Source organism: Microbacterium sp. NPDC087592 (genome assembly GCF_044743585.1).
GTDB lineage: Bacteria > Actinomycetota > Actinomycetes > Actinomycetales > Microbacteriaceae > Microbacterium.
The window spans coordinates 47,008-69,862 of the sequence record NZ_JBIUWT010000002.1; the positions used below are offsets into that span (position 1 = coordinate 47,008).

Annotated in this window: 23 protein-coding genes; 16 read left to right on the top strand and 7 right to left on the bottom strand. The window is 65.1% G+C overall.

Annotation, left to right across the window (positions count from 1 at the left end):
* Positions 1–4: 4 nt before the first annotated feature.
* Positions 5–952 carry a GlxA family transcriptional regulator gene (locus tag ACIOTO_RS13195; RefSeq protein WP_400858198.1) on the bottom strand — a complete coding sequence of 316 codons (948 nt, stop codon included), beginning with the start codon at positions 950–952 and terminating at the stop codon, positions 5–7.
* A gap of 87 nt (positions 953–1,039) precedes the next feature.
* On the opposite strand from ACIOTO_RS13195, the gene trxA reads away from it, so the two are divergent.
* Genes trxA through ACIOTO_RS13215 form a run of 4 tightly spaced genes read left to right on the top strand, consistent with a single transcriptional unit; the run spans position 1,040 to position 3,647 of the window.
* On the top strand, positions 1,040–1,411 hold the full coding sequence (gene trxA / locus ACIOTO_RS13200) for a thioredoxin (RefSeq protein WP_194764969.1): 372 nt from the start codon (positions 1,040–1,042) through the stop codon (positions 1,409–1,411).
* The gene (locus ACIOTO_RS13205) at positions 1,408–3,099 is read left to right on the top strand and encodes an FAD-dependent oxidoreductase (RefSeq protein ID WP_400858201.1); all 1,692 of its coding nucleotides are present in this window, start codon (positions 1,408–1,410) and stop codon (positions 3,097–3,099) included. Before trxA ends, ACIOTO_RS13205 begins: the two co-directional genes overlap by 4 nt.
* Positions 3,092–3,388: a hypothetical protein gene (locus ACIOTO_RS13210; protein WP_400858203.1), complete on the top strand. Its 297-nt coding sequence runs from the start codon at positions 3,092–3,094 to the stop codon at positions 3,386–3,388. Before ACIOTO_RS13205 ends, ACIOTO_RS13210 begins: the two co-directional genes overlap by 8 nt.
* Positions 3,381–3,647, top strand: a complete 267-nt coding sequence (locus tag ACIOTO_RS13215; protein WP_091030047.1) for a metal-sensitive transcriptional regulator — start codon at positions 3,381–3,383, stop codon at positions 3,645–3,647. Before ACIOTO_RS13210 ends, ACIOTO_RS13215 begins: the two co-directional genes overlap by 8 nt.
* A gap of 256 nt (positions 3,648–3,903) precedes the next feature.
* On the opposite strand, the gene ACIOTO_RS13220 is transcribed toward ACIOTO_RS13215, so the two are convergent.
* Together ACIOTO_RS13220 and ACIOTO_RS13225 are read right to left on the bottom strand one after the other, a co-directional pair.
* Positions 3,904–4,974 (bottom strand): LLM class flavin-dependent oxidoreductase, encoded by a 1,071-nt coding sequence (locus ACIOTO_RS13220; RefSeq protein WP_400858205.1) that lies wholly within the window; start codon positions 4,972–4,974, stop codon positions 3,904–3,906.
* 63 nt (positions 4,975–5,037) lie between these two features.
* The gene (locus tag ACIOTO_RS13225; protein ID WP_194764965.1) at positions 5,038–5,670 is read right to left on the bottom strand and encodes an isochorismatase family protein; all 633 of its coding nucleotides are present in this window, start codon (positions 5,668–5,670) and stop codon (positions 5,038–5,040) included.
* A 286-nt stretch (positions 5,671–5,956) separates the two neighbouring features.
* On the opposite strand from ACIOTO_RS13225, the gene ACIOTO_RS13230 reads away from it, so the two are divergent.
* From ACIOTO_RS13230 to ACIOTO_RS13240, 3 genes are all read left to right on the top strand, one after another.
* On the top strand, positions 5,957–7,237 hold the full coding sequence (locus ACIOTO_RS13230; protein WP_400858208.1) for an MFS transporter: 1,281 nt from the start codon (positions 5,957–5,959) through the stop codon (positions 7,235–7,237).
* A 4-nt stretch (positions 7,238–7,241) separates the two neighbouring features.
* Positions 7,242–9,674 (top strand): glycoside hydrolase family 3 protein, encoded by a 2,433-nt coding sequence (locus ACIOTO_RS13235; RefSeq protein ID WP_400858209.1) that lies wholly within the window; start codon positions 7,242–7,244, stop codon positions 9,672–9,674.
* A gap of 101 nt (positions 9,675–9,775) precedes the next feature.
* Positions 9,776–10,375 (top strand): TetR/AcrR family transcriptional regulator, encoded by a 600-nt coding sequence (locus tag ACIOTO_RS13240; protein ID WP_400858211.1) that lies wholly within the window; start codon positions 9,776–9,778, stop codon positions 10,373–10,375.
* A gap of 27 nt (positions 10,376–10,402) precedes the next feature.
* Here ACIOTO_RS13240 and ACIOTO_RS13245 read toward each other — a convergent pair whose 3' ends face one another.
* From ACIOTO_RS13245 to ACIOTO_RS13255, 3 genes are all read right to left on the bottom strand, one after another.
* A complete protein-coding gene (locus ACIOTO_RS13245; protein ID WP_400858213.1) occupies positions 10,403–11,017 on the bottom strand; it encodes a CbrC family protein in 615 nt (204 codons plus the stop codon).
* Positions 11,018–11,050: 33 nt separating this feature from the next.
* A complete protein-coding gene (locus tag ACIOTO_RS13250) occupies positions 11,051–11,857 on the bottom strand; it encodes a sulfite exporter TauE/SafE family protein (protein ID WP_400858215.1) in 807 nt (268 codons plus the stop codon).
* Between the two features lie 77 nt (positions 11,858–11,934).
* Positions 11,935–12,657, bottom strand: coding sequence for a helix-turn-helix domain-containing protein (locus ACIOTO_RS13255; RefSeq protein ID WP_400858217.1), 723 nt, complete (start codon positions 12,655–12,657; stop codon positions 11,935–11,937).
* 191 nt (positions 12,658–12,848) lie between these two features.
* Here ACIOTO_RS13255 and ACIOTO_RS13260 point away from each other — a divergent pair, with 191 nt between their 5' ends.
* The 8 genes from ACIOTO_RS13260 (at position 12,849) to ACIOTO_RS13295 (ending at position 20,677) form a co-directional block, all read left to right on the top strand.
* The gene (locus tag ACIOTO_RS13260; protein ID WP_400858219.1) at positions 12,849–13,223 is read left to right on the top strand and encodes a hypothetical protein; all 375 of its coding nucleotides are present in this window, start codon (positions 12,849–12,851) and stop codon (positions 13,221–13,223) included.
* On the top strand, positions 13,220–13,702 hold the full coding sequence (gene cynS, locus ACIOTO_RS13265; protein WP_400858220.1) for a cyanase: 483 nt from the start codon (positions 13,220–13,222) through the stop codon (positions 13,700–13,702). The genes ACIOTO_RS13260 and cynS overlap by 4 nt, the downstream gene beginning before the upstream one ends.
* Positions 13,703–13,898: 196 nt before the next feature.
* Positions 13,899–14,585 carry a DsbA family oxidoreductase gene (locus ACIOTO_RS13270; RefSeq protein ID WP_400858222.1) on the top strand — a complete coding sequence of 229 codons (687 nt, stop codon included), beginning with the start codon at positions 13,899–13,901 and terminating at the stop codon, positions 14,583–14,585.
* An 18-nt stretch (positions 14,586–14,603) separates the two neighbouring features.
* Complete coding sequence (locus ACIOTO_RS13275; protein ID WP_311243628.1) at positions 14,604–15,167, top strand: TetR/AcrR family transcriptional regulator; 564 nt, start codon at positions 14,604–14,606, stop codon at positions 15,165–15,167.
* Between the two features lie 87 nt (positions 15,168–15,254).
* Positions 15,255–15,866, top strand: a complete 612-nt coding sequence (locus ACIOTO_RS13280) for a hypothetical protein (RefSeq protein WP_400858224.1) — start codon at positions 15,255–15,257, stop codon at positions 15,864–15,866.
* 333 nt (positions 15,867–16,199) lie between these two features.
* Positions 16,200–18,476, top strand: a complete 2,277-nt coding sequence (locus ACIOTO_RS13285) for a glycoside hydrolase family 3 N-terminal domain-containing protein (protein ID WP_400858225.1) — start codon at positions 16,200–16,202, stop codon at positions 18,474–18,476.
* Positions 18,477–18,644: 168 nt separating this feature from the next.
* Complete coding sequence (locus ACIOTO_RS13290; RefSeq protein ID WP_400858227.1) at positions 18,645–19,487, top strand: SDR family oxidoreductase; 843 nt, start codon at positions 18,645–18,647, stop codon at positions 19,485–19,487.
* A 167-nt stretch (positions 19,488–19,654) separates the two neighbouring features.
* Entirely contained in the window at positions 19,655–20,677 is a 1,023-nt protein-coding gene (locus ACIOTO_RS13295) for a PDR/VanB family oxidoreductase (RefSeq protein WP_400858229.1), read from the top strand.
* 85 nt (positions 20,678–20,762) lie between these two features.
* On the opposite strand, the gene ACIOTO_RS13300 is transcribed toward ACIOTO_RS13295, so the two are convergent.
* Positions 20,763–22,187 (bottom strand): PepSY-associated TM helix domain-containing protein, encoded by a 1,425-nt coding sequence (locus ACIOTO_RS13300; RefSeq protein WP_400858231.1) that lies wholly within the window; start codon positions 22,185–22,187, stop codon positions 20,763–20,765.
* A gap of 61 nt (positions 22,188–22,248) precedes the next feature.
* Here ACIOTO_RS13300 and ACIOTO_RS13305 point away from each other — a divergent pair, with 61 nt between their 5' ends.
* On the top strand, positions 22,249–22,848 hold the full coding sequence (locus ACIOTO_RS13305; RefSeq protein ID WP_400858233.1) for a DUF5134 domain-containing protein: 600 nt from the start codon (positions 22,249–22,251) through the stop codon (positions 22,846–22,848).
* Positions 22,849–22,855: the final 7 nt, after the last annotated feature.

The window sequence follows — 22,855 nt, forward strand, 5'->3', positions numbered from 1 at the left end:
TGACTCAAGTACGCGCATCGAAGCGATGGCGGTAACTGGACGGTGTGCTGCCGAATGCGGCCATGAAGTTCTGACGCAACGTGATGGGACTTCCGAATCCGCAGGATGCCGCGATCTGATCGATCGAGAGGCTCGTGACCTCGAGGAGCCGTCGTGCTTCATCAAGCCGTCGAGATCGGACCCACGCAGCAGGGGTGGAGCCGGTTGAATCGCGGAAGGAGCGCACGAAGGAGCGGCGACTCATGTGCGCGGCGGCGGCGAGTCTCTCGACGGTGAGCTCGTCATCGAGGTGCGCGAGAGCCCAGGTGCGTGCTTTCGCGATCGGGTCATCCGCCTCGCGAACCGCGATCGGACGTTCGATGTACTGGGCCTGCCCGCCCTCGCGGTGGGGTGCAACCACCAGGCTGCGAGCAACACGATTCGCCGCGTCGGAGCCGAGCCTCTGGCGGACTACATGCAGGCATGCGTCGAGGCCCGAGGCGGTGCCTGCCGAGGTCAGAACATCGCCGTGATCGATGTAGAGCACATCGGCATCGATGTCGATCTCCGGGTGCCGCTCGGCGAGATTGCCCAGCGAATGCCAGTGCGTAACCGCGCTTCGGTCTCGAAGAAGGCCGATATCGGCGACTGCGATCGCGCCAAGGCAGAGGCCGGCGACGACGGTGCCGTCGGCATGCGCGGCGAGGACGGCTTTGCGAAGAGCGGTACTCGGCAAGCGCCCGTCATCCACCCACGACGGGATGACGATCAGATCGGCATCCGTCACCGCGGACAGCGCCTGAATGCCGCCGATCGAATAGCCCTCGGCGGTGCGGATGGATCCGCCCCGCTCGGAGAAGAGGACGGATGACCACTCGCCAAGACCCAGCCGGGCGACCTCGTCGAAGACCATCTGCGGCACGGAGAGATGGAACATCGTCACGCCGGTGAAAGCGTAGATCGCGATCCTCATCTTGTTCCTCTCGGGTGACCCGTTCTCATCGTATATTGGCTCATGAGCCAACGGCGTACCATACCCCACGGGGTATATTGTCGGGACATGGCTACTCAAACGATCACCGCGACGAACTTCGATGAGACCCTGGACGGCGGGGGGATCGTCCTGCTCGACTTCTGGGCGGAGTGGTGCGGTCCGTGTCGCATGTTCGGGCCGATCTTCGAGGCTGCGTCCGAGAAGCACCCCGACATCGTGTTCGGCAAGGTCGACACCGAGGTGGAGCGAGAACTCGCCTCCGGTTTTCAGATCACCTCCATTCCCACGCTGATGGCATTCCGTGACGGAATCTTGGTGTTCTCGCAGCCGGGCGCGCTGCCGGCGGCCGGTCTGCAGCAGGTCGTCGATGCGGTCCAGGGACTCGACATGGATGATGTGAGGGCGCAGATCGCCGCGCAGTCGGACGCATCCACGTGAGGATCGTCGTCGTCGGGGGTGTCGCAGGCGGTATGAGTTGCGCGGCGCGAGCCCGTCGTCTCGACGAGTCTGCGGAGATCGTCGTGCTCGAGCGCGGCGCGAATGTATCGTTCGCGAACTGCGGACTTCCCTATTTCGTGGGAGGTGAGATCGAGGACGAGAGCTCGCTGCTGGTGCAGACGCCGGAGATGCTGCGTGCGTCGTTGAACCTCGATGTGCGCACGGGGCACGACGTGGTGGGTGTGGATGCAGACGCGCAGACGCTCGTCGTGCGCACCTCCGCGGGTGAGGAGCGCATCGGATATGACGCCCTGGTCCTGGCGCCGGGCGCGCGAGCAGTGAGACCGGACATCTCCGGCATCGACTCGCCGCGGGTGCGGACGCTGCGCAGCGTCGAGGATGCAGTGCACCTGCGCGCACACCTCGAGGCAGGCGTAAGGCGAGCCGTCGTCCTCGGGGCCGGATTCATCGGCGTCGAAGCGGCAGAGGCATTGGCGCTGCAGGGCGTCGAGACCACTCTGATTCAGCTCGCCGACCAGGTGCTCACGCCGGTCGATACCGAATTCGGCTGGCTGGCAGCGGAAGAGCTGCGCCGGTTAGGTGTGGATGTGCGAACAGGGGTCGCCGCCGAGGCGATCCTCGCCGGCGAGGATGCCGACGTCATCACCCTGTCGGACGGCACGGAGGTGAGCGCCGAACTCGTCGTGCTCTCGATCGGAGTCCGGCCCGATACCGCTGTCTTCGAAGCTGCGGGGGTCGCCTGCGAGCGCGGCGCGATGATCGTCGATGAACACGGACGCACGTCCGTGCCGCGGGTCTGGGCTGTGGGGGATGCCGTGCTGAGCCAGGATCCCGTGACCGGCGTCCGCCGACCGGTGGCGCTCGCCGGACCAGCCAATCGTGCGGGGCGCCTGGTGGCCGACGCCATCCTCCGCCCCGAAGGTGCGAGGCCGATGCCAGCACCGCTGGGAACAGCCGTCGTCCGGGTCGGCCGATTGACGGTCGCATTGACCGGCGCGAGCCGCGCATCGCTGTCTCGCTCGGGGATCGATTTTCGGACGATCAGTCTGCATCCGAATCAGCACGCCGGATACTTTCCCGGAGCCGTTCCGGTCCACCTTAACGTGCACTTCAGCGAAGAGGACGGGCGGATTCTCGGCGCGCAGGCGTGCGGAACCGACGGCGTCGACAAGAGGATCGATGTGCTGGCGACAGCGCTTCGGGAAGGCATGTCGGTGGACGATCTGATCGATCTGGATCTTGCGTACTCCCCGCCGTACGGTCAAGCGAAGGATCCTGTGAACCTCGCGGGCATGCTCGGCGCCAACGTTCTCGACGGCACGATGCGACTGTGGGATGCGCAGGATCTCGACCTCGTGCGGGAGACGTCTCTCGTCCTTGACGTGAGACGTGACACCGAAGTCGCGGAGGGCATGATCCCCGAAGCGCTTCACATCCCGCATACGCAGCTGCGTGAGCGTCTGGGGGAGGTGCGCCTGGCCGCGGCCGGCAGGCCGGTACGGGTGCTGTGCGCATCCGGCGTCCGATCGGCGATCGCGCACCGGATCCTCGCTCAGTCGGGGTTCGATTCCGCATCGCTCTCCGGGGGAATGACGACGCTCCGCATGGTGCTCGCGGACCGAGAAGATCAGGTGCTGACAAGGCCGAGACCGGCACGTGATGTCTGATCGATCCACGCGCGTCGTCTGCCGCGCGACATGGGGCGAGCGGCTCGCCTACCTCGCTGCTGCCGTCTTCATCGCCGCGTTCGCCGCGTCGATGTTCCCATCGTCGCCGGTGGTCGCGGTCGTGGCAGGAGTGATCGCGATCGCGGTCGCGGCCATGGCGGCGACGGGACGCTGCGCCTCCTCTTGGGTGCAGCAGGCCGAGCATTCACCGACGAGTGCGCACCCGCTGACGGGCCAGGCCGATCTTCCTGTTCCACTGCCAGAGAAGGAGAGAAATTCCGATGGATAGTGCAGATCTCGACGCACAGCGGCGCGTCGTCAACCGGCTCCGCCGGGCAAGAGGCCAGCTGGACGCCGTGATCGCCGCGGTGGAGACCGAGGCGTCGTGCCGCGACATCGTGACGCAGTTGGCCGCGGTGACGCACGCACTCAACAGGGCCGGCTTCGTCATCGTTGCGGCGGCGCTGCAGGAGTGCGTCGGTCGCGATGACGACGCCGAGGGGCCGACCGTTGATGAGCTCGAGAAGGTCTTCCTCAGCCTCGCGTGACGCCTCGTCCACACACCCACCCCCCTATGAGAGGACCTCGCTCATGTGTAGAGCAGTCACCTGCAAGACCTGCGGAAAGACGACCTGGGCCGGATGCGGCCAGCACGTCGCGGATGTCATGCGTCACGTGCCGTCCGCTCAGCGTTGCACCGGACACGAGAAGGTTCCAGCGACAGGGTTCTTCGGGCGTCTATTCGGCCGGTGATCCATGGTCGCGCCGGTGAAGGATACCGGCGCGACCATCGGGCAGGGGTGATCAGGAGTGTCGGGCGTCGCCCGCACCGTAGTGGTCGGCGATCAACTCGAGCGTGGTGGACCTGGCTCCCACTCCGTGGCTGCCGGTGACCAGCATCAACTCGTCGGCATCGGTGATCGAGTGGAGTTCCTCCAGCTGAACGGAAACTTCTGCTGCGGTGCCGTGGAACGTGCGATCCGTCCAGTCGTCGAGGAACTGTCGTTGTGCGGCGGACGACGGGTGGTCACGCACGGCATCCGGGGAAGGCAGCGCGAACGTCTCGCCCTGGAACATCCGCATCATCCCCATCGCGTTGGTCGTGGACTCTCGACGGGCCTCTGCCGGGTCTTCTTCGGCGACGCCACCGACGCTGACGATGGCGTACGGTTCGCTCAGCGCACGGGAGGGCCGGAAGCGCTGGCGGTAGATGCGGAGGGCGTTGACGACGTCGGGACTGCCGAACTGCAGCGCGAAAGCGTAGGGACGCCCGAGTGCAGCGGCGAGTTGCGCCGAGTAGAGCGACGATCCCAGAATCCACAGTTCGGGTGGCAGGGCCGGCGCATCGGTGGCGTTCTGCTGTTCCTGCCACGGGCCCGGAACCGCATGCACGTTCACAGGCGCAGCGGAGGGATCGTCGTTCAGGAAGGCGATCAGTTCCTGCACCTGCTGCGGGAACTCCTCGTTGGCGGATCCGTGGCGCCGCAACGCCGCCGCTGTGGTGTGGTCAGTGCCGGGTGCCCGCCCTACGCCGAGATCGATGCGCCCAGGAGCCAGGGCCTCGAGCATGCCGAACTGCTCGGCGACCAGCAGCGGTGCATGGTTGGGCAGCATGACTCCTCCTGCGCCGAGGCGAATCCGGTGCGTCTCGCCGACCAGGCGCGCGGCCATGAGTGGGGGCGAGGCGATCGATGCTCCGGGCATCGCATGGTGTTCGGACATCCAGAACCGTGCGTAACCGCGCGCATCCGCGATGCGCGCGGCAGTGATCACCTCATCGAGCACGATGGCGGCGGAGGAGCCGACACCGGTGAGGCCGCCGTCGAGAACCGACAGGGCGAACGGGGCAGTTCCGAATGACTCTGGATAAAACACGAGGGACCTCCAAAAGTGAGACCGGGCACCATGCGCGCATGGTGCCCGGCCGAATGATGAGAATCAGGCGTGTGCGGCGGCACCCATAGCGGCCGACTCACCCAGGTTGCTCTTGTCGAGCGCCGTACCCGACTCGACGGCGCCGACCCAGGCCGAGGTCGGCGCGACGGCCGCCCAGTTCGAGTTCAGCAGCGCCATCAGCGTGGTGTGCACGGTCTTGGCATCGACGGATCCTGCCCCGTTGGTGATGTCGATCGCGCCGGTGGCATCGGCGAGAACCTCCGCGGCGATGCCCCGTGTCTCGGCATCGGCGGCGGTGGCGATGACGCAGTTGTTCGTCATGTAACCCGCCAGCGTGATGGTGTCGATCTCCTTCTCACGCAGCCACTCGTGCATGCCGGTCTCGGGGAAGACGGAGCTGTACTGCTTGACGACGTGCTTCCACGCGCTCGAGTCGCGTTCCTCGAGCGCCGGGTGGAGCCGGAACTCCGGCTTCGTCGGGTTGAACACCGGGGCGCTGTCCCCGGCCGTGTGCTGCACCATGACGACGGGGATGCCGGCGCGCTCCGCGGCATCGATCGCGTCGGTGATCCGCTGGATCGACTCGTCGCGCGGCGGGTACTGGATGGATAGGAGGCCGGTGAAGTATTCCTGCTGGGGGTCGATGACGATCAGGGCGCGGCGGGGAGTAGACATGTGTCCTCCTGGAGACGGAAGTGTGGTGTGAGCTTCCAGCATCCTCGAAGATGAAGCCGATGACCACTGGCGTGAATGCGTTTTAACGATGGTTTCGGGCCACCGATATGATCCGTCGCGGCCCGTTCCCAGGGCAGCGCTGATAGTGGACCCGGCATGGGAATCATGGTGGGTGAGCATGCGGTACTCGCACGAACTCGCTGGACCATTGAGAATCTCAATGCAGTGCGCTACGGTTGTACCGACCGAGTGCTCGGTCTGTATAACCCACTCAACGAGGAGCGCCATGATCGACGACACCGCTGTCGGTGACTCACCCCAGCCCCCAACTTTCGCCGCACCCACCATGCGCGCCCGGCCCGCCGTGGTCACCACGATGGTGCTCGCCCGCCTGGGGCTCATGCTTCCGCTGTCGACCGTCATCTCGGCGGCGCTCGTTCTCAAGCTGCAGTCGCTGATGCCGCAGGAAGAGGTGATCGGCACGCTCGGCCTGATCACGTCCATCGGCGCGCTGTCCGCGCTGTTCTTCGACCCGGTGTTCGGGCGAATCAGTGACCGGACGATGAGTCGGTTCGGGCGGCGTCGACCTTGGATGATCGTCGGCATGGCGGGTCTCCTGGTCGCATTGCTGATCATGGCCATCGCGCCTACGGCTCTGGTCGTCGGCGCGGGGTGGATCCTCGCGCAGATCACGGCGAATGCGGCAATCGCCGCGCACACCGCCTCCATCGCTGATCAGCTCCCCTCCTCGCAACGCGGCAAGGTCGCCGGAGCCATCGGCATCGCCCAGCAGGCCGCGACCCTCGGCGCCGCCTACGCCGCGCAGTTCTTCGCCACGCAACTGCTGCTCCTCTTCCTGATCCCCGGAGTGGTCGGTTTCATCCTGGTGCTCATCTACGCGATCCTGCTGCCTGACAAGCCGCGCCCCTTCCGCGCTCAGTCTGGCGGAGGCGTCCGCACCGTGCTCAAGACGTTCTGGGTGAACCCGATCAAGAACCCCGACTTCGGACTCGCCTGGTGGTCGCGCTTCCTGGTCGTGCTGGCAAATTTCATGTTCATCACCTTCCGGCTGCTCTGGATCCAACACGAGATGAACCTCGAGCCTGCCGAGGCGGTGCGCATCATGGCGACGGGCGTCCTGGTCTTCACGATCGCCCTGATCGTCAGCGGCCAGATCGCCGGATGGCTCTCGGACAAGCTCGGACGGCGCAAGGTCTTCATCATCGTCGCAGCGCTCATCTTCGCCGCCGGTACGATCCTTCTCACGCAGACGACGGAGCCCACGATGTTCTTCGTGGCCGAGGCAATTATCGGGGTCGGCTTCGGGGCGTACGTGGCCGTCGACCTGGCGCTCGTGCTGGATGTGCTGCCCGACCCCGAAGAGACGGCGAAAGATCTCGGTGTATTCAACATCGCCATGGCGGGGCCCCAGGTGGTTGCACCCGCGCTCGCTGCTTGGATCGTCGGCTTGAGCAGTGGAGCCAACTACGACATCATGCTCATCATCGCCGGCGCGATCGCCGTCATCGGTGCCGTCCTGATCATTCCCGTCCGAAGCGTGAGGTGAGCCGATGACGATCCATGAGGAAAATGACGCTGGGACGGGCGCACTCGCGCCGGCCATCGAGGATCTCGTTCGACGGCTGACGCTGGGAGCAAAGCTGCGGCTGCTCTCCGGGGCCGACAACTTCTCGCTGCACGCCGACGAGTCGATCGGCCTCGAAGGCCTCGTGCTCTCGGACGGCCCGACGGGTGTTCGCGGTGAGATCGTCGTCGGAGGACGTGAGAGCTGCCTGCTGCCCAACGCGAGTCTGCTCGCGCAGACCTGGAATCCGGAGGCGCTCGCCGAGGCCGGGGGCATCTTGGCCGAGGAAGCAGAGGCGCAGCGCACCCACGTCGTTCTGGGCCCGACCATCAATCTCCACAGGTCGCCCCTGGGCGGCAGGCTCTTCGAGGCTTTCAGTGAGGATCCGCTGCTCACCGGACGGTTGGCGAGCGCATACATCAACGCCCTTCAGGAGCGCGGCGTCGGTGCCAGCGCCAAGCACTTCCTCGGCAATGAATCCGAGACCGAACGGACGACGGTTGATGTGCGGATGACGGCCAAAACGCTCAGGGAGGTGTACCTGACACCCTTCGAGATCGCGATCGACGATGCGAATCCGTGGACCGTGATGGCCGCGTACAACAGCGTCAACGGTGTTCCCTCCACGGAGCATCACGAGCTCATCACCCAGGTGCTGAAAGACGAGTGGGGCTACGACGGACTGGTCTTGTCGGACTGGTACGCCACCAAAACGGCCGCCGAGAGCGCTGCCGCGGGGCTCGACCTCGTGATGCCCGGCCCGATGACACCCTGGACGGAATCGCTCGAGGAAGAAGTGCGTGAGGGGGCCGTCTCTGAAGAAGCCATCGACGATCATGTGCGGCGTCTGCTCCTGCTCGCCCATCGTGTGGGCGGCCTCGCCGTACCCCGCAGTTGGCCCGAAGCCGTCGAGGTACCGGCCGGCGCTCTGCGGCGGGCGCAACTCCGGCGGCTTGCGGCGGCCGGCATGGTCGTCATCAAGAACGTCGATGACACCCTTCCCCTCCGTGAGGATGCCACCCACGCGCTCATCGGTCGCCATGCCACGGACACGATCGGACAGGGCGGCGGATCCGCTCAGGTTCGCGCTCCGCACGTCGTCTCGATCGTCGAAGGGATGACAGCGCGCCTCGGCGCCGACCACGTCATCTTCACCGACGGCGTCGAGACGCGTAAGACGCTGCCCACCGTGAAGCCCACGCTCGTGCGTGATCCCGAAACGGGGGAGCGCGGCATCCGTGTTCGGGTCTTCGACGATGCCGGCGATCTCGTGCACAGCCGCCATCTCGAGGTGGCGGAGCTCGAGGACAGCCAGATCGGATGGCTCGAGGGGGCCGCCCGCATCGAGCTGAGCGCGACTCTGGAACTCCGGGAGGGCCGGATGGTGCAGCTCGGAACCCGGGGCCCAGGGAACTGGCATCTGGTCACGGAGGGGCATGACAGCAGCTACCGGATCGACTATCACCCCGGCCCCGGCGGCGGCTTCTTCCGACCCAAGAGCCAGGCCACCGCAGTGCGCGTGGAGCCGGGGCAGCTCGTCACCGCGACGGTGGAGAGGGAAGAGCTGCCGCGCATCCTCGGCCTGGTGGTCAGTCAGGCGGTGCGATCATCGGCCTCCGCGATCGCCGCAGCCTCTGCCGCGGCCCGGACCGCCGACGTGGCTGTCGTCGTCGTCGGCTTCACTCCCGACCAGGAGACGGAGGGCGAGGACAAGACCACGCTGTCGCTACCCGGTGATCAAGATGCCCTCGTCGCGGCGGTCGCGAACGTCGCGCCGCGCACTGTGGTCGTCGTCAACGCCGCCACTCCGGTGCTGATGCCCTGGATCGCCGATGTCGACGCTGTGCTGTTCACCGGCCTCCCCGGTCAGGAAGCGGGGGATGCCGTCGCCGCTGCGCTCCTGGGCGATGTGCTTCCGGAGGGCCGTCTGGTCACCACCTTCCCTGCGAGCAATCACCGCGGGCCGGCCTGGAGTACCACGCCTCGACGGGGAGTCCTGGAGTACGCCGAGGGAAGTTCGATCGGCCACCGCGGCTGGTTCGGGAGCGGGGAGGCGCCGGCCTTCTGGTTCGGGCACGGGCTGGGGCTCACCACCTGGGAATACTCGGACGCGGATATCGTGCGATCGTCAGACGGACGGATCGATGCGGTTGACGTCACGGTGCGCAACTCCGGCCGGCTCGACGGTCGTGAGACCGTGCAGATCTACTTCGACCCGGAGAGCGATGACGAGCCGATCCGCCTGATCGGCTGGGGGCAGTCTGATGTGCTTCCCGGCCAGGAAGTCAGGATTCGAGCCGCGTGCGACCTTCGGCTCCAGCGTCGCTGGGACCAGGACGCGCAGGGGTGGGTGCCGATCCACACGGGAACGGTGCTCATCGGTCGAGGCTTGGGAGACGTCCGCGTTACGATTCCTTGAGGCTGGACTGATAGCGCATCGTCAGTCGGTTTCGACCCCCATCGAGAGAGGTATCCTTGTCCTTCCCGCCGAGATACGCCCCTGACACCCGCAAACGGCGTGTGAGACGATCTGCCGCTGAGACGCAGCAGCAGATCGTCGGCACCGCTGTGGAACAGATCGCCGAGGTCGGTTTTCACAAGATGTCGATCGCGGATGTCGCGGCCGCCAGCGGAATCTCCCAGTCGGGGCTGCTGCATCACTTCCCCTCGAAGGTGGCATTGCTGGCCGCGATTCTGGAGCAGCGGGAGCGGGACGACAACGCATTCCTGTTCGGCGACGGCACGGTTCCACTCGGGTGGGACGCGTTCGAGGCTCTCGTGCCTCTGACGGCCCGCAACTCGACGCGCCCGGAATGGGTGGGCGTGTTCGTCCGCGTTTCCGCGGAGGCCACAGAGCCCGATCACCCGGCAAATGAGTGGCTGCGAGATCACTACGCCAGCGCACGTGCGTGGTTGGGTGATGCCGTGCAGCAGGGGAAGGAGTCGGGCGTGATCCGCGCGGATGCCCCGACGGAGCTGTTGGTCGGGAACACGATCGCCGTGCTCGACGGCATCCAGCAGCAGTGGTTGGTCGACCGGCGCATCGACATGGTGAGTCAGGTATCCGCGCACATCTCCGGTCTCCGCGTGTGCTGGGAGCTCGCTCCTTCGCTTCCTTGAGGGCCCGGCTCCACTGCTTCCGTCAGCTCAGCTGGCGTCGACGTGCAGTCGATGAGCGCCGCAACTCAGACATTGGAACAGGTAGCCGGCGAGGTCTCCGCCCGCCGTCAGATGTGTGCGGAGCAGAGGCGGATCCCATCCCAGGCCACCATCGACGTCGGCCGCGAAATCGGGCTCATCCTGGTAGCGGGGGAGATCCGACGCGCCGATGTCACCCATGAAGGCGCAGGGGCGGCCGCAGTGCGACGGCCACTGCTCCTGCTGCCACGAAGGGTAGGACGGCGTGCGTGTGCACACTTCAATCGCCTCGTCGAGGTCAACCGTTGCTGGCGAGCCGGGTTCGGGCGGGATGCCTTCAATGCCCGCGTAGTCCGAGAACTCACCATCGAACAAACGAGCGGCCGTTCCGTCGGCCACGCACCACGGGCAGATGTATTCCACTTCGTCGACTGCATAGAACGATCCCGTGTATCGCAGCGTGCGGTCGCTCCGGCAGGCGTCACATCTACCGACAACACTTTCGAACGCCCCCAAGTCATAGGCATTGGGGTGAAACCGGAACTTTGGAAGCTCTTCAGAATCTGCTGGTGCCTGCATCTGACGATCTTCGCATCCGACAGCTCCGTTGCGCACGATCAGCATGAAACCCGACCACCCGGGCTTCAGCAACACGGTCTAGGGCAGAAGCACCTGCGCAACCGTGATCGCGGCGACCGTCAGGACCATGACGGCGAAGGCCTTTTGCAGGAACGCGTTGCTGACGCGCTTCGCGACAAGCGCTGTCAAGAACGATGCGGCCATCGAGGGGATGACGAAGGCCATGATCAGCCCCCAGTCGAGGTTCGAGACCCCCGCGTGCGCAGCGATACCTGCCAGCGAGTTGATCATGGCGACGACCAGCGAAGTGCCGATCGCCAGCCTCATGGACATTCCGAGGAGGAAGACCAGAGCGGGGACGGTGATGAAGCCGCCGCCGATGCCGAGCAGGCCGGTCAGGAACCCCACGAGCAGCCCGACAGCGATTCCCCGCAGGGCCCACAGCTTCGGTCGGCGGTCGTTCCCTGTGGCGCGAGGTCGTCCGCGCAGCATCTGTACGCCGGAGGTCACCATCAGAAGGGCGAAGAGCAGGAGGAGCATCTCCTCCGAGATGAGTCGGCCGACGAGTGTGCCGCCGAATGCCGCTACCACGCCCGCGCCGGCGACAGGCAACACCATCTTCCAGTCCACGCCGCCTCGCAGGCGTGGGGCCAATGCGGCCAGAGGGCCGATCGCTCCCACGACGAGGGAGGTCGATATCGCTGAGGAGACGGGGAGTCCCACGAGGTACACCAGTGCGGGGACGGTCAGAATCCCACCGCCGGCGCCCAACAGCCCGGTCAGTGCCCCGATGACTACTCCGAGAGCGATGATCACGATGAGCACGCCGGTGCCTCCCTCTGTCAGCGCCACGACAGCCAGTGCGGCATCCTCGCGGCATTGCATCGATCACAATCTAGCATACAGACCGTGCGCTCGGTCGGTAAAATGATCCGGGGAGGTAAAGAAGCGAATTCGCGTGCTCACCCCCTCGTGATTCCTCGGGGGCTGCGAGCCGTGTACGCGCTGGGGGCGACGCCGAAGTGTCGCCGGAACGCACGTGAAAACGTATCGGGGTCGCCGAAACCTGACTCGTACGCGGCCACGCGGGGTGGCATTCCTCTGCGGAGCAGCTCCGCTGCGTGCCGCAGCCTCTCCGATCGGATCAGCGAGGCCGGCGAGATGCCGTCGCCGGCCAGGATGCTCTGGAGGGCCCGCACGGACATGTGATTGGTCGCGGCGATGCGCAGCGGAGTCAGGTCGGGGTCCCGGAAACTCGCGGCGATCTGCGAGCGAATGTCGGCGGCAGACGGAAGCCGTCGGGCGAGTACTGCGCCCCCGGCAATAGCTGCGTGAAAAGAGAGGAGCTTGTAGGAGGCATCGGGAAGTGCCGACACGGTCCAGGTCACGGGGACCGCGTGTCCCGACCGGTCGATGAAGATCTCCCGCGCCGGCGTCCGTGAGCGCCCCGGTGAGGCACGGACGATCGGGCACTCGTGGGCGGGATACAGCGTCCCGTCTTCCCGGTGACGGTGGAGGGCGTCGTGACTGGTTCGCCCTTTCAACTCCCGTGGATCCGGGTACCCCAGGATGCGGGTCGCGGCACGGTTGACCTGCGCGACCCCTCCGCTCGCGTCGATGACCAGCATCGGATGGGGCACGGCGTCGAGCACCGCACCCGTCCACGGGTCGCGCGCCGAGGTCATCGTTCACCCATGCGTTCACGCTAGAGGAGTGGTTTTGCCCCGTCGGGTCGCGCATGTGACCGTCGTGTTACAGAACCGACGAAACGCGAAGACATGAAGGGCGTGCGCGTTCTTCCTTCTTCGACGGGGGCCGCGATGATGTGATCGGAGCATTCACTGGACATGGCGCAAGCCGACGGAAGGATCACGACATGACGTACAACACGGCGATGCAGAAGGCCACTCTCGCAGACATTCCGGCGGACGGTCACGGGCTCATCTCGAAGCGCACCGCGACTCTGGACGGCGTCGAGGTGACGCAGGTGACGTTCGGCGTCGGGGCGAAATGGTCGAACGACCTCAAGGAGTACGCGGGAACGGAGGACTGCGAACTTCCGCACGTCGCCCTCGTGATCGCGGGAACGCTCGCGGTCCTGATGGCGGACGGTGAGCAGGAAGAGTTCTCCGCGGGAGACGTCATGTTGCTCCCGCCCGGGCATGACGCCTGGTCCGTGGGCGACATCGCGTGCACGTTCGTGGAGTTCTCGCGCGGCAACGACTACTACGCGGCAGGGCACGCGGAGTGATCAGCAAGGAGGATGCCGGATACCTGGTCGATGAGCGTCGTCGGCGACAGCGGCTGTCCTGGCGTGATCTCGCCCAGCTTCTGGGGCGGCCGCCCGTGTGGACCGCCGCGGCCGCACTCGGGGCGCATCCGATCCCCGAACGGGAGGCCGAGCAGCTGGGGGATGCCTTGGCGCTGGACGATGACGTCGTTGACGCGCTCGTCCGGCAGCCCACGCGGGTCCCGAGCCACGACGTCTCGCAGGATCCGACCATCTATCGCTTCCATGAGCTCGTGCAGGTGTACGGTCCGGCTCTCAAATCGCTCATCCACGATGAGTTCGGCGATGGCATCATGAGCGCGATCAACTGCAGCATCACTCTGGATCGGGTGGCGCATCCTGATGGAGATCGTGTGGTGGTGAGGATCGACGGGAAGTTCCTTCCCTATGCGTGGACATCATCGACGCAGGAGGACCGGCGGCAGGCCGTAGCGGAGTAGTCCGCCGGTCGGGGGAGTGCAGAGATCAGATGTCGGGTCTAAGTTGACAACCTGGTCAAGAAAAGTCTAAGTTCTTGCCCATGAAGTCAAGTACTCAGCAGGTGCATCAGGAGACGTCGGCCGTAGAGGAGGCTCCCGAGATCGTTCTGATCGACGACGGAGCGTATGGCGTGTGCGACATCAACGGATACTGCGCATGAACGCTTCGCCGCAGAACTCGCGCCCGGTCCTCACCGTCGAGGTGTGGAGTGACATCATGTGCCCCTTCTGCTATCTCGGACACTCTCTGTTGCAGCAGGCGATCGCCGATTCGCCGCACGCAGATCGCATCAGCGTCCGTCACCGGAGTTTCCTGCTGATGCCCGACCTTCCGGCCGACCACCCGACCGATCTCGAATCGCTGATGAGGGAGAGGGGCGTCCCGACCGAACAGATGCAGGCTGGCCGCCGGGAGTTGGCGACACGCGGAGCGGAGGCGGGCATCGAGTACGACTTCGAGAACGTGCTGACCATCAGCACGCGCAGCGCGCACCGGGTCATCCACTACGCGGCTGCTCATGGAGCCGGTGATGCGATGGTCGAGGCGCTGTTCCGGGCGCACTTCTCCGAGGGTCGCGATGTCGCGGATGCGGCGGTGCTGGCGGAACTTGCCGGCGGGGTGGGCTTGAGCGAGATCGACGTTCGTGCGGTCGTCGAAGGGACGGACTACGACGACGAGGTGACCGAGGACATCTCGCGTGCCCGATCGCTCGGGGTTCAGGGCGTGCCCTACTTCCTGTTCGACGGTCGACTCGCGCTCTCGGGCGCGCAGCCGAAGGCGGCATTCGAGCGCGCTCTGGCGTCGACGTGGCAGACGATCGACGATGCCGTCGTGCCTTCTTGATGAGGGTGGTGGGCGGCGATGCGGGCTGACGCGCGGCACAACGTCGAGGTCATTCGCCAGGCTGCTTTGGAGGTGTTCCGTGCGAACGGTTTGACCTCGCCTTTAGAAGAGGTCGCTCGGGTCGCAGGCAAGGCCAAGGGGACGATCTATCACCGCTTCGGCAGCCGGGCGGGTTTGATCGATTCCGTGATCGACGAACTCGTCGCTACTCAGGTCGATGAGATCATCCGAGATGTAGGTGCTTTGGAGGCCGCTCCCGCGGAGCGGTTCGAGCAGTATCTGCTGCGGGTGTGGTCGCTGCAGTTCGATGAACCGGCGGCGAATGATGTGCTCCTGCGGGTATCACCCGACTCCGAGGTTCTCATCGCGCTGTGTGATCGTGCACGTACGTTCGCGCTGGAACTCCTCGAGGGTGCACAGTCCTCGGGAAGAATCCGCCGCGACCTCACCGAGGATGATCTCCACGGCGTGATCTGGGAACGCGGTGTGATCGCGCGACAGACCGATTCTTCCCGGGCCGAGTACCTTCGGCGCTGCGAATTCGTCCTCCGGGGGCTCCGGGCACACGAGGATGAGCGCTAGCGAGGTCGAACGCGCAATTCGTGCGGATGATCCGACAGATCATGAGCCTGTTCCTGGGGGTGAGCGCCCACTTGCTTGACTGCTCAGATGTCCCGCACCCTTACTCGACGTTGGCACGACTTCGCCCTCGCCCGACCCACATGGTCACAGCTGATCATCTTCTCTGCGCTCAACGTCGGAATGACGGTCCTGCAGCTCGTGATGATGCCGCTCGTGCGAATCTGGCTCGGAACCACGACGCTCGAAGACGTGACGTTTCGTGCGCTGCCACTCGGCGACTACTTCATCTTCGACTATCCGGCCGGCCCCATTCCCGAGGGTGGGGGTGGTCTGGCGTACTTCCTCGCAGTCCAGATCACTCTTGCCGTGGCGCAGATCCTGAACTTCTTCGCCCAGCGGAACATCACGTTCAAGTCCAACAGCAACCCCTGGTGGGCGGCGTTCTGGTACCTGATCGCCTTCGTCGTGATCACCTTCGGTGCCGCCGCATTCCAGGGCCTTTACAAGGGGCCGATCTACAGTCTGTTCATCACGTCCTGGGGAATGGGCGCAGCGGGGGAGGCCACAGCAGACGCCGTCACAATGTTGATCAACGCACTCATCTCGTGCGCGGTGTTCTTCCCGATCTTCAAGCTCATCTTCCGCCGTGAGGACGCTGTCGTGGTGGTTCCCGCACGTGAGTACTCCATCGTCTCGTGAGGCCGTGCATGGCGCACGAGCGTCATCGCGCGGTGCCGCTCGGACAGGATATGCGCCGAAACCGACCGAATATGCGGTGAGACGGGTGCGGTCCGCGCCGCGATGTGAATCTGAATAAGGCGATAAATCCCCTCTGATGCATTCCTCGGCCTCGGCCATGGAATGGATCACGGGCGGGGTGCTACGGCTCCAGAGGCGGGGTCGAGGTTCGGGAGTGCCACCTCGTGAGGAGCATCCCCATGACGAAGGGACAGGCCAATGAAGGCCGAGTCAAAAAAGGGAATTGCTGCAATCACCGGGATAGGTCTTGCCGTCACGCTCATAGGTTGCTCGGTGGCAGAACCGTCCGAGTACTCGACTCGTGAGGTGAACGACGGCACCACGACTTTCACGGTCGTGGAGAACCCTCGCGGTGGAAAGACGCTGTCTTTCGCCGCCGATGGGCCGGTCGAACTCATCGAGGTCGAGGACGATGGCGCGACGTTGGCCTTCAAGGACATGAACGCCAACGGCAAGCTCGACAAGTGGGAAGACTGGCGTCTCGACGACCGTGAACGTGCGGACGATATCGCGGCTGGCATGTCCATCGAGCAGATCGCCGGACTGATGCTCGTGAGCACGCATGAACGCTCCCCGGGTGACGGCCTGACCGATCCTCAGAAGACGTATCTCGAAGACGGCAACGTGCGCAACGTGCTCAACGCCGCAGGCAGCGTCATCGATGAGACGGTTCCGTGGGTGAACGAGATGCAGGCCCACGTGGAGGGTCTCGCCTCCGCCGACATGCCCTATGTCCCCGTGAACTTCAGCACCGACCCCCGCTCCACAGCAGGAACGGGTGGATACAACGCCAAGGGAAGCGACATCTCCCGCTGGCCGTCGAACCTCGGATTGGCGGCGACCTTCGACCCGGAGTACGTGCGTCAGTTCGGCGAGATGACCGCTGCGGAGTATCGCGCTCTGGGCATCGCCACGGCGCTCAGCCCGCAGATCGACCTCGCGACTGAGCCACGTTGGCTTCGCGTCGGAGGTACGTTCGGCGAGGACGTCGATCAGGTCACCGAGCTCGCATCTGCGTATGTGGATGGATTCCAGGGCTCCGTCGATCCGGAGTCGGGCACCAACAATTTCGTCAACGCCATGATCAAGCACTGGTCAGGTGACGGGCCCGGCGAGGGTGGGCGCGAGGCGCACACCGACCAGGGCAAGTACGGGGTCTACCCGGGTGACAACTTCGACGAGCAGATCGCTCCGTTCCTCGGTGCGCTCGACGCGGCCGCCGTCATGACGGCCTACGGGGTTGCGCTGGATGCCAACGGCGACGCGCTGTTCGACGACCGCACGGGATCGGCGTACGACGCCGGCCGTCTGTCGGTGCTGCGCGACGACAACGGCTATGACGGCGTCGTGGTCACCGACTGGGGTGTCATGGACTCAGTGGAGGACGGGGAGGGGACGATCGGTATGGCCTGGGGGGCCGAAGCGATGTCGTTGCCCGAGCGCTACCTCACCGTGCTCACGACCGGGCACGACATGTTCGGAGGGGTCAACGACTCCACTCACATTCTCGAAGCAGCCGATCTCTGGCAGCAGGAGTTCGAGGCCGGTGAGCGCGAGATCGACGCCGAGACGCGGTTCCGCGAGTCGGCATCGCGGATTCTGATGATGATGTTCACGCCAGGACTGTACGAGAACGCGTTCGTCGACCCCGAGGTCTCGAAGAAGGAGCTCGCGAGCAAGGACAAGGTGGATGCCGGCTACGCAGCCCAGCTCGACTCGGTCGTCATGCTCAAGAACGAAGATGAGACCATCGCCGCAGCGAAGGCGGATGACTGGTCGGACAAGACCGTCTACATCCCGCGTTCGTACAACATCGGGTTGCCCGGAGTCTTCGGTCCCGCCGAGTACAAGGAGTACGCAGGCATCGATCTCGAGATCGCGGAAGAATACTTCGGCACCGTGGTCACAGATGAAGCCGTGATGGATGCTGACGGGGTCGTCACCAGCTACACGGCGCCCGACCTCTCGGATGTCGATCTCGTACTGGTCGGAATGAACAGCCCTGACAACGGCGAAGAGTTCGATGGCCCGGGCATGGACCCCGACACGGGAGCGTACTACCCACTGTCGCTGCAATACCGTCCCTATGTCGCTGACGGCGAGAGCGTACGTAAGACGTCTATCAGCGGTGACATCCTCGCGGATGGCTCGAAGGAGAACCGCGGGTACTTCGGTGCCGAGTCGAAGGTTCTCAACAGCGCCGACCTCGACGCCTTCGAGCGTGCGGTCGCTGCCGTCGAGGCCTCGGGCAAGGAGATCCCGGTGGTCACGGTGCTCAAGGCCGTCAATGCGACCATCCCGGCCGAGTTCGAGCCGAACGCGGACGCGATCCTGGTCGGCTTCGGGACGAGCGATCGTTCGCTCATCGAAGTCGCGATCGGAATGCACGAGCCGAAGGGGCGTCTGCCCATTCAGTTCCCCGCTGACATGGAGACGGTCGAGGCCCAGTTCGAGGACGTCCCGAAGGACATGACGCCGTACACCGACACCGTCGGCAGCATCTACGACTACGGGTTCGGCCTGAACTATGGCGGAGTCATCTCCGACTGAACGTGAATACCAGGGTGTCGTGGCCGGCAGATGTCCCGTCGGCCACGACACCCGCGCAGAGCGCGACGGTCAACTCGGGTCTGCGCTTGGCTATGGACTCCACGGGTTGATTCGATTCTCCATTAATGCAGTTGACAGAACCAATGCGTCGTATGCATTAATGGAGGTATGGCAATTATCGTGCATGGCGCCACCGGCGCCCAAGGTTCCCCTGTTCTCGCTGCTCTTCGGGCGGCGGGGCATCACCCGACAGCTGCAGTTCGAGACAGCACGAAGGTGACGGGGCCGGCACTGTCCATCGACAACGACTCGGTGGAATCGTTGGTTCGGGCGTACGCGGGCGCTGAGGCGGTCTTCGTGCACCTGCCACTCGCGAGTCCCGATCAGCAGGTCTCTTACGCCCAGAAGATCGGTGAAGCCGTCGTCCAGGCGCGTCCTGGTCGAGTCGTGTTCTCGACCAGCGGCTACCCGACCGAGCTTCGCGATGGAACGTTGACGGCGCACGGCATGCTGGCGGCGGCTTTGGCGGAGTCTGGCGTCTCGTACGCGGTCATCGCGCCCCGCATCTTCCTGGAGAACCTCTTGCTTCCGGTCACGCTGGGCCCAGCTCGTGAAGACGGAGCGCTGCGCTACCCGATTCGCGATGACTACCCGGTGTCGTGGGTTTCGCACCTGGACATGGCCGATATCGCCGTCGCGCTGTTGACGGATAACTCTGTGACGGGCGTGGTCACTGCCGGCGCCCTTCCGCCTCAGTTCGGCGCGGATCTCGCGGAGGGCTTCGCCCGGTACTTCGGCAAGCCTGTCGTGTTCGAGGCGCAGGAGCCTGAGGCTTACGGTGAGCTGATCATCCCGATGTTCGGTGCGGATGCGGCCAGGCCTGTGGTCGACTCGTATCACTTCCGGTGGACCCAGCCCGGAGAAGTGATCGACGAGGAGCGCTCGGCGCAGAAGCTCCTCGGAATCACTCCGCGCACCGTTGAGGCCTGGTTGCGAGACCTCGCCGTCTGATCGCGCTCTGCCCGCCACAAATCACCACTACTTGTTGTAGAGTTATTTCGAACCGCAACTGAATAGACAACGGCGGGCCATGGTCGTCACCAGGGCCCGCCGTCGTCGTTGCGATCCATCAGAAGTAGGCGGTGGTCATGCCGCAGTCGGGAGAGAGGAGTCGAGAGATGAAACGTTTCTCGGCATTGCGCAAACGGGACCGCACCCAGGATCGGCGGGCTTCGTCGCCACGGATGGAGGTGGTAGTCGCTGATCGGACACTCGTCTCTGACCGCGCGGTGCTGCTGAGCCTGCGCCTGGTGGACACCGGACGAGCGATCGCGCCCGACCCGGGCGCGCACGTCGATCTGCATCTGACGGAGACGCTGATTCGTCAGTACTCCCTCGTGGATGTGGCACCGGATGAGGGAATCATCTCGGTCTGCGTGCAGAAGGAAGATGATGGGCGTGGCGCGTCGCGTCACGTGCATGAGAACGTCCGCGTCGGCGATCGCCTTCACATCTCGCCGCCACGCAACACCTTCGCGATGGCGTCGGGGGTATCGACATCGCTTCTTCTGTCCGGCGGGGTGGGCATCACACCGCTCGTGTCGATGGCCGCGTCGCTGTACCGAGCAGGAAGTGCTTTCGAGCTGCACGCGTACGCCGCGAGCGCCGCCGCCCTCCCGCTTCATGAACAACTGCGATCGCACCCCTATGCGTCATCGATTTTCACGCACTTCAGTTACGACGGTGACTCCTTCCGAGCCAGCGGGCCTCAGGGTCTCTTCGAACCGACTGTCGAGGGCATGATCTATGCGTGCGGGCCGGATGGATTCATCACGCTCGCGAGAGAGCGGGCACTCGAGGCGGGCTGGCGCGCGGACCAGTTCGTGACAGAGCGCTTCTCGTCCGACGCCGCGCCTTCCGCGTCGGATGCCGATGAAGCGTTCACGGTGGTCGCCGCATCGACCGGGCAGACCATGAGGGTGGAGGCCACCGAGTCGATCGCTGAGGTGCTCGAGCGCCACGGCTATGAGACCTACCGGTCGTGCGGGCAGGGGATCTGCGGATCGTGTGTTACGACGGTGCTGCGGGGGACTCCCGACCACCGAGACCACACGCAGAGTGGGCAGGGCCCTGATGCGCATTCCCGTATCAACGTGTGCTGCTCGCGATCTCTCACGCCGGAGCTCGAACTCGACATCTGAAACAGCGGAACCAGTGATCTGGAAACAGTGATGGTCTCGGGCGCACAGGGCGACCGAGACCATCACTGTTTCATGCGGTGCTGTCTCACACGGTGCCGAAGAACTTCCGCCAGGCGGGGATGCGACGGATGAGCAGCTGATCGACGGCCAGGATCACAAGCACCGACAAGCCGAACATCGGCAGGAAGATGCCCAGGGCGACCACGCCGACGAGCAGAGCGATGTTGCCGAAGAGGGGGAGTCGCGCGCGCGGCGCTGCCATGCCGCTCGCGGTGCCGCGGCGACGCCACCACATGATGGGCGCGGAGATGCACATGAAGATCACGGCGAGGCAGAAGAGCGTCGTCAGGATCGTGTTGATGGGGCCGAAGTGCCGCCCTTCGTGGATCGCGATTCCGTGGGAGACGACCTGGGCGAGCGGGCTGTAGTCGTCGTAGCCGTACTGTGCGACGACCTCGCCGGAGTACTGATCGACGTGGACCGTCTGCTCGAGGGTGACATCGGACTCCGCCGGGTTGCCCTGCTGGTACCACTGGCTGCTCATCACGCTGAAGACGCCGGCGTCGTCCACGGGATAGATCACGTAGTACGGGCTCGGTGCACCCTCGGCCTCGGCGGCCGAGATGGCAGCGTCGATCGAGACGCCTGCGCCCTGGCCCGTGCTCTGTCCTGTCGGGCCCATGCCCACTGCCCAGCCTGCGGGCGCGCTAGAGCCGTCCGTCTGCTCGATGAGGTCTTTCATGGTGGACTCCGCGCCCGGATCGGCTCCCCAGAAGGAAGACCCGCCGGTTGCCGCGACCTCTTCGGACACGCTGCCCCACAGTCCGGTCCAGGGGAGTCCGGAGGTGACGAGCATCAGGATCCCCAGACCGACCGGCAGGCCGACGAGGGCGTGGGCGCTGCGCAGTCGCGATCCTTTCACCTTCTTCTGCGTTGCGAGCTTTCGCGGTTTGCGCCCCAGGAAGAAGATCAGGAATCCGGTGATCGTCAGCACGATCGCCCAACTGGCGCCGAGCTCCATCAGCCGATCGCCGAAGTCTCCTGCCAGGAGATTCCCGTGGATGCGGATGAACACGTCTGAGATGAGCTGGTCGTCGGTCAGCGAACCCGTGACCACGGCCCGGTACGGGTCCACGTAGACGTTCTGGGTGGTGCCGTCGGCAAGCTCGGTGACGAAGACGGTCGATCGGTCACCGAGACTGTCGAACAGCGAGACGACCGAACGGTCGGGGAACTCCGCCACGACCGCCTCCTGCTGGGCGGAGAGGGGGAGTCGTTCCGCTCCGTCCGGGACGGCGACCGTGATGACGCCCGGGTGCATCGCGGCGTCGATCTGCGCGCGGAACAGGTACGTCATGCCGGTCACGGCGAGGACGAAGAGCACGGGTATCACCAGGAGTGCGCCATAGAAGTGCCAGCGCCAGAAGGCGCCGAACCAGTTGATCTTCAGGGTGCGGGGACTCGGTGCCTTCGCCGGCGTGCCCGTCGACTCGATCTCGGTCGTGGTCATCATCGCGGCCTTTCAATGGGCGGAATCGGATATCTACATAATGTAGTACTAAACTGGCTTCGTGATCGCCGCACCCTGGAATGTCATCCTCACTCTGCTCTTCGTCGTGACCGCCGTCATCTGCTTCGCAGGTCTCGCCGACCGGTCGAGGAGAAGACGCGACGCCGGTCTCACGGACTCCGACCTGATCGACATCACGCACGGCATCATGAGCGTCGCGATGATCGTCATGACCTGGTGGACGGTGTGGGACGCCGTGACGTGGGCGCAGGTCGCCATCTTCGCCGTCCTGGCGCTGGCGCTCCTGCCCTCTTTCCGCGGAGCGAAGGGCGCGCAGGCTGTCGATCTCGTCGGCCACATCGTGCTCGACGTCGCCATGATCTGGATGCTCGCCGCGATGCCGCTCCTCATGGCGGGGATGGATATGTCCGACGACGCCGGTGGAGCCCATGCGGGGCACCACGGCGGCGGCGGGCTCATGATCGAGACGACACCGGCGTGGGCGGACATCGCGAACGTCGGCTTCATCGTGCTGTGCGCGGCGGCCACCGTCTGGTGGATCTGGCGTCTGTTCCGTTCGCCGCATCACCGCATCCACTCTGTCTGCCATATCGCCATGGCTGCCGGCATGGGATGGATGCTGGTACTGATGAACGGATGATGCGTCG

Bases quoted from the DNA above. Each gene is read 5' to 3' on its own strand.
- ACIOTO_RS13270 (WP_400858222.1), top strand. From the start codon at position 13,899: ATGAACGCTTCGCCGCAGAACTCGCGCCCGGTCCTCACCGTCGAGGTG.
- ACIOTO_RS13255 (WP_400858217.1), bottom strand. From the start codon at position 12,657: ATGACCTCGGCGCGCGACCCGTGGACGGGTGCGGTGCTCGACGCCGTG.
- ACIOTO_RS13250 (WP_400858215.1), bottom strand. From the start codon at position 11,857: ATGCAATGCCGCGAGGATGCCGCACTGGCTGTCGTGGCGCTGACAGAG.
- ACIOTO_RS13280 (WP_400858224.1), top strand. From the start codon at position 15,255: ATGTCCCGCACCCTTACTCGACGTTGGCACGACTTCGCCCTCGCCCGA.
- ACIOTO_RS13225 (WP_194764965.1), bottom strand. From the start codon at position 5,670: ATGTCTACTCCCCGCCGCGCCCTGATCGTCATCGACCCCCAGCAGGAA.
- ACIOTO_RS13245 (WP_400858213.1), bottom strand. From the start codon at position 11,017: ATGCTGATCGTGCGCAACGGAGCTGTCGGATGCGAAGATCGTCAGATG.
- ACIOTO_RS13235 (WP_400858209.1), top strand. From the start codon at position 7,242: ATGACGATCCATGAGGAAAATGACGCTGGGACGGGCGCACTCGCGCCG.
- ACIOTO_RS13260 (WP_400858219.1), top strand. From the start codon at position 12,849: ATGACGTACAACACGGCGATGCAGAAGGCCACTCTCGCAGACATTCCG.
- ACIOTO_RS13230 (WP_400858208.1), top strand. From the start codon at position 5,957: ATGATCGACGACACCGCTGTCGGTGACTCACCCCAGCCCCCAACTTTC.
- ACIOTO_RS13295 (WP_400858229.1), top strand. From the start codon at position 19,655: ATGAAACGTTTCTCGGCATTGCGCAAACGGGACCGCACCCAGGATCGG.
- ACIOTO_RS13210 (WP_400858203.1), top strand. From the start codon at position 3,092: ATGTCTGATCGATCCACGCGCGTCGTCTGCCGCGCGACATGGGGCGAG.
- ACIOTO_RS13215 (WP_091030047.1), top strand. From the start codon at position 3,381: ATGGATAGTGCAGATCTCGACGCACAGCGGCGCGTCGTCAACCGGCTC.
- ACIOTO_RS13195 (WP_400858198.1), bottom strand. From the start codon at position 952: ATGAGGATCGCGATCTACGCTTTCACCGGCGTGACGATGTTCCATCTC.
- ACIOTO_RS13300 (WP_400858231.1), bottom strand. From the start codon at position 22,187: ATGACCACGACCGAGATCGAGTCGACGGGCACGCCGGCGAAGGCACCG.
- trxA (WP_194764969.1), top strand. From the start codon at position 1,040: ATGGCTACTCAAACGATCACCGCGACGAACTTCGATGAGACCCTGGAC.
- ACIOTO_RS13275 (WP_311243628.1), top strand. From the start codon at position 14,604: ATGCGGGCTGACGCGCGGCACAACGTCGAGGTCATTCGCCAGGCTGCT.
- ACIOTO_RS13290 (WP_400858227.1), top strand. From the start codon at position 18,645: ATGGCAATTATCGTGCATGGCGCCACCGGCGCCCAAGGTTCCCCTGTT.